The organism is Sulfuricurvum sp. (genome assembly GCF_036279695.1).
GTDB lineage: Bacteria > Campylobacterota > Campylobacteria > Campylobacterales > Sulfurimonadaceae > Sulfuricurvum.
This window is the reverse complement of sequence record NZ_DASUIQ010000132.1, coordinates 1-3,235: the sequence shown is the minus strand read 5'-3', so window position 1 is coordinate 3,235 and position 3,235 is coordinate 1. Positions and strand designations below refer to the sequence as shown.

Here is a 3,235-nt window from a genome sequence, read left to right as displayed (position 1 = left end):
CAAACTCAAAAGGGCACTTTCTACTTTAGCAAAAGCGATCCCTGCCGCGATAACGATCATAAAATCCAAGGCTATAATGACGTTGTTTTGTTTCCAATGCATTCGATCCGCTATGTATCTCGCAACGATGGAAGGTCCTCCTGCTGAGGCATTGCCCGCAATGATGAATCCGAGACCGAAACCGATTGCTATACCGCCGAAGATACTCGATAAAATTGGATCATTCGTCCATGCGGTGACATGAAAGTATTCGCGCAGAATATCGACCATAGAGGACGAGATCACAATGGAAAAAATGGTACGAACGGCAAACTCTTTGCTGATGTATTTCATACTCATCAGCACGAGAGGGATATTGATCAAAAACATCAATACCCCTGCCGGAATACCGCTAAAATAGTTTATGAGGATCGATATACCGGGAGTCCCCCCGGCGACAATATGGTTCGGTATCAAAAACAACACGACGCCTAGCGCCAGTGAAGAAGCACCGATAAAGATAAAGATGTATTTTTTTAATACGTCGTTGATCGGAATATCCGCGAGTTTATGTATCATGATGAAGCCTATGTAGTTGGATGGTGATTGTGAAGGAGAAGACCCCGCAGGGGGGGTGGGTTAGAACGGATAGTGTCTGTTTCCTGCCGCTTCGACAGTGACCCATTTGAGTTCCGTCATCTCTTCGATCGCGAAGTGACCACCCTCGCGACCCATACCGCTCTCTTTTACCCCGCCAAACGGAATATGAGCTTCATCTTGGATGGTCGGTCCGTTGATGTGTACCATCCCCGATTCGATCTCTTCAGAGAGTCTGAGCGCCGCACTTAAATTGTCAGTGATGATTGAAGAGCTTAGCCCGTATGAGCTGTTGTTTGCTAGTTGAATGATGTGATCCAAATCGCGTGCTTTGATAATAGCCGCTGCGGGACCAAATGCCTCTTCATGGAAAATGACCATCTCTTCAGTGACATTGGAAACAACAGTTGGTTTGTAAAAACAACCTTCATGTTCACGTCCTGAGAGAAGATTAGCTCCTTTTGCTACCGCATCATCGATTAATCCGTCAATAAATTTACATTGCGCCTCTTCAATCAATGGCCCGATAATGGTGGTTGGATCTTCAGGGTTACCGACTTTGAGGGTTTTAACTTTTGCGGCGAATTTTTCGCAGAACTCATCGTAAATATTCTCTTCTACAATGATGCGTGATCCTGCCATACAGATTTGTCCTTGGTGGAGGAAGATGCTGAATGTTGCCGTATTAACCGCGTAATCGACGTCCGCATCGCCTAGTACGATAGTCGGAGATTTACCGCCGAGCTCAACCGTACATTTTTTCAAGTTCATAGCGGCAGATGCAGCGACTAATTTACCAACACGTGTTGAACCGGTCAGGGTAATCATAGAGATACGTGGATCGGTTTGAAAGGTTTCTCCCAAATCACCGCTGGAACAAGGGATGATATTGAGCACGCCGTCAGGTAATCCCGCTTCTTTAAAAATTTCACCGAAAACAAGTCCGCAGATCGGAGTATGGCTGGATGGTTTCAAGACGAATGCATTACCTGCAGCGATAGCCATCGCGAATTTTTTAGTGCTTAAAATCATAGGGGCATTAAACGGAGAGATTCCGGCAATAACACCAAGTGGTCGGCGTGTACTGTAAGAGAGAACCCCTGGATCGTTAGAGGTAAATGTTTGCCCGAATACGCGTCGTGCTTCACCGGCTGCTACTCGTAGGATGTCTGCAACAAGACCGATTTCAAACATTGCTTTAGCATATACCGAACCGCTTTCTCGCATCAAAATGGTTCGGATTTCATCGGCACGACTCTCGAAAATATCGGCCGCTTTTAAAAGTACCGCCTCTTTTTCTCTCGGCGTCGTTTTAGCCCAGAGCTTTGATGCTGCATAGGCAGAGCTGATGGCCTCTTCGATGTCTTCGGCACTTGCCAAATGAACTTTAGCAAATACTTCTCCCGTTGCCGGATTAATATCATCGATCACTTTTCCTGCGTGGGATGGAATATTTCTCCCATTGATAAACGGCATGTACTCTTTCATAATTGCTTCTCCTATGTGGAATTAATTTAGTCCATCATAAGGAAAAAAAATCGCTAAAAAATCGCAACGTTTAAAATGGTAGAGAGACTAAATTATGCATCGTGGTGGTAATGATCCAAAATTCGTTGGTATTCCTGATGAACTTGATTCGGGGTTAAAGAGCCGTTATACATTTTGAGGATTTGACGGATAAAATCGATAGGGTACTCAACACTAAACCCGATATTTCGCTCGTATATTTTCGCCAGTGTTTCATACATACCTGAGTGTATATCCGGATATTCTGTTTGAAGCCGGTTTAGATTTTCTTCGGCTTTTATCAGCAATGCATCATTAAACTCACCGCGTTCATGAATATTCTTTCGAATTTCGACATAATCAATGAGACTTTTTTGGTTGAGTACATAATCGGTAAATATTTCTATGAGAGACATTGGTGCTCCTATCAATACTTTTGAGTGCATTGTAGGGAGTATTCATCGCAAAAAAATCGCAGTCAATTTGGCTTTGTGTCCTATCGCCGTTTTCCAAAAGCGCTTCGTCGGCGTAGAGGAGTTGTGTAGAGGTGAAAGATAGTCTTTTTGATTATATAGGCACAGTACCCTTTTATCTTGATTCCTCCCGGCAGGATACCTGCACCGAACTCCCCCCCCAAAGCTATCATGACTCCTTTACTGTTAAAACAAAACGGTTTTTTAGATTTTCCTTTGAGTATTCGTAAGATATTAAGAGCAACATGCTCTGCTCCTTGTTGCGCCAGTTGAACGGTTGGAGGGATGTATTGTCCTTCTTCATTGAGAACTTGAGCGACATCGCCGATAGCGTAAATATTCTCATACGTTGGAATATTGAGATTTTCATCGACTATCAAATGTCCTCGGGCGTTTATTTCAAATCCTAGATATTGGGTGAGCGGCGAGGCCGAGATTCCTCCTGTAAAAATCATAAATTCAAAATGGAGGGACTTGCCGTTATCGAGTAAAATTTCATTGGCACGCACTTCACTGATACGATTTCCGTTTAACACATGTACCCCAAGCTGAAATAGCCGTTTGTATGCGGTATTAACTAAAAAAGGGTCCATGCCGAAGAGGATGCTTTTTGCCGCATCAATTAGATACACATCAATCCCACGACATCCGAAATTTCCATTTTTATAAAATCGTTTTTC

The 3,235-nt window shown here is 43.6% G+C and carries 4 protein-coding genes; all 4 read right to left on the bottom strand.

The features are described 5' to 3' along the window. On the bottom strand, positions 1–558 hold a 558-nt coding region (locus VFW36_RS12450; protein ID WP_329659136.1), incomplete at its 3' end, for a YitT family protein. 60 nt (positions 559–618) lie between these two features. Further along, positions 619–2,064 carry an aldehyde dehydrogenase family protein gene (locus VFW36_RS12445; RefSeq protein WP_329659135.1) on the bottom strand — a complete coding sequence of 482 codons (1,446 nt, stop codon included), beginning with the start codon at positions 2,062–2,064 and terminating at the stop codon, positions 619–621. Positions 2,065–2,156: 92 nt separating this feature from the next. Then, the gene (locus VFW36_RS12440; RefSeq protein ID WP_329659134.1) at positions 2,157–2,498 is read right to left on the bottom strand and encodes a hypothetical protein; all 342 of its coding nucleotides are present in this window, start codon (positions 2,496–2,498) and stop codon (positions 2,157–2,159) included. Between the two features lie 80 nt (positions 2,499–2,578). Further along, positions 2,579–3,235: NAD(P)/FAD-dependent oxidoreductase (locus tag VFW36_RS12435; protein ID WP_329659133.1), on the bottom strand; the 657-nt coding region annotated here is incomplete at its 5' end.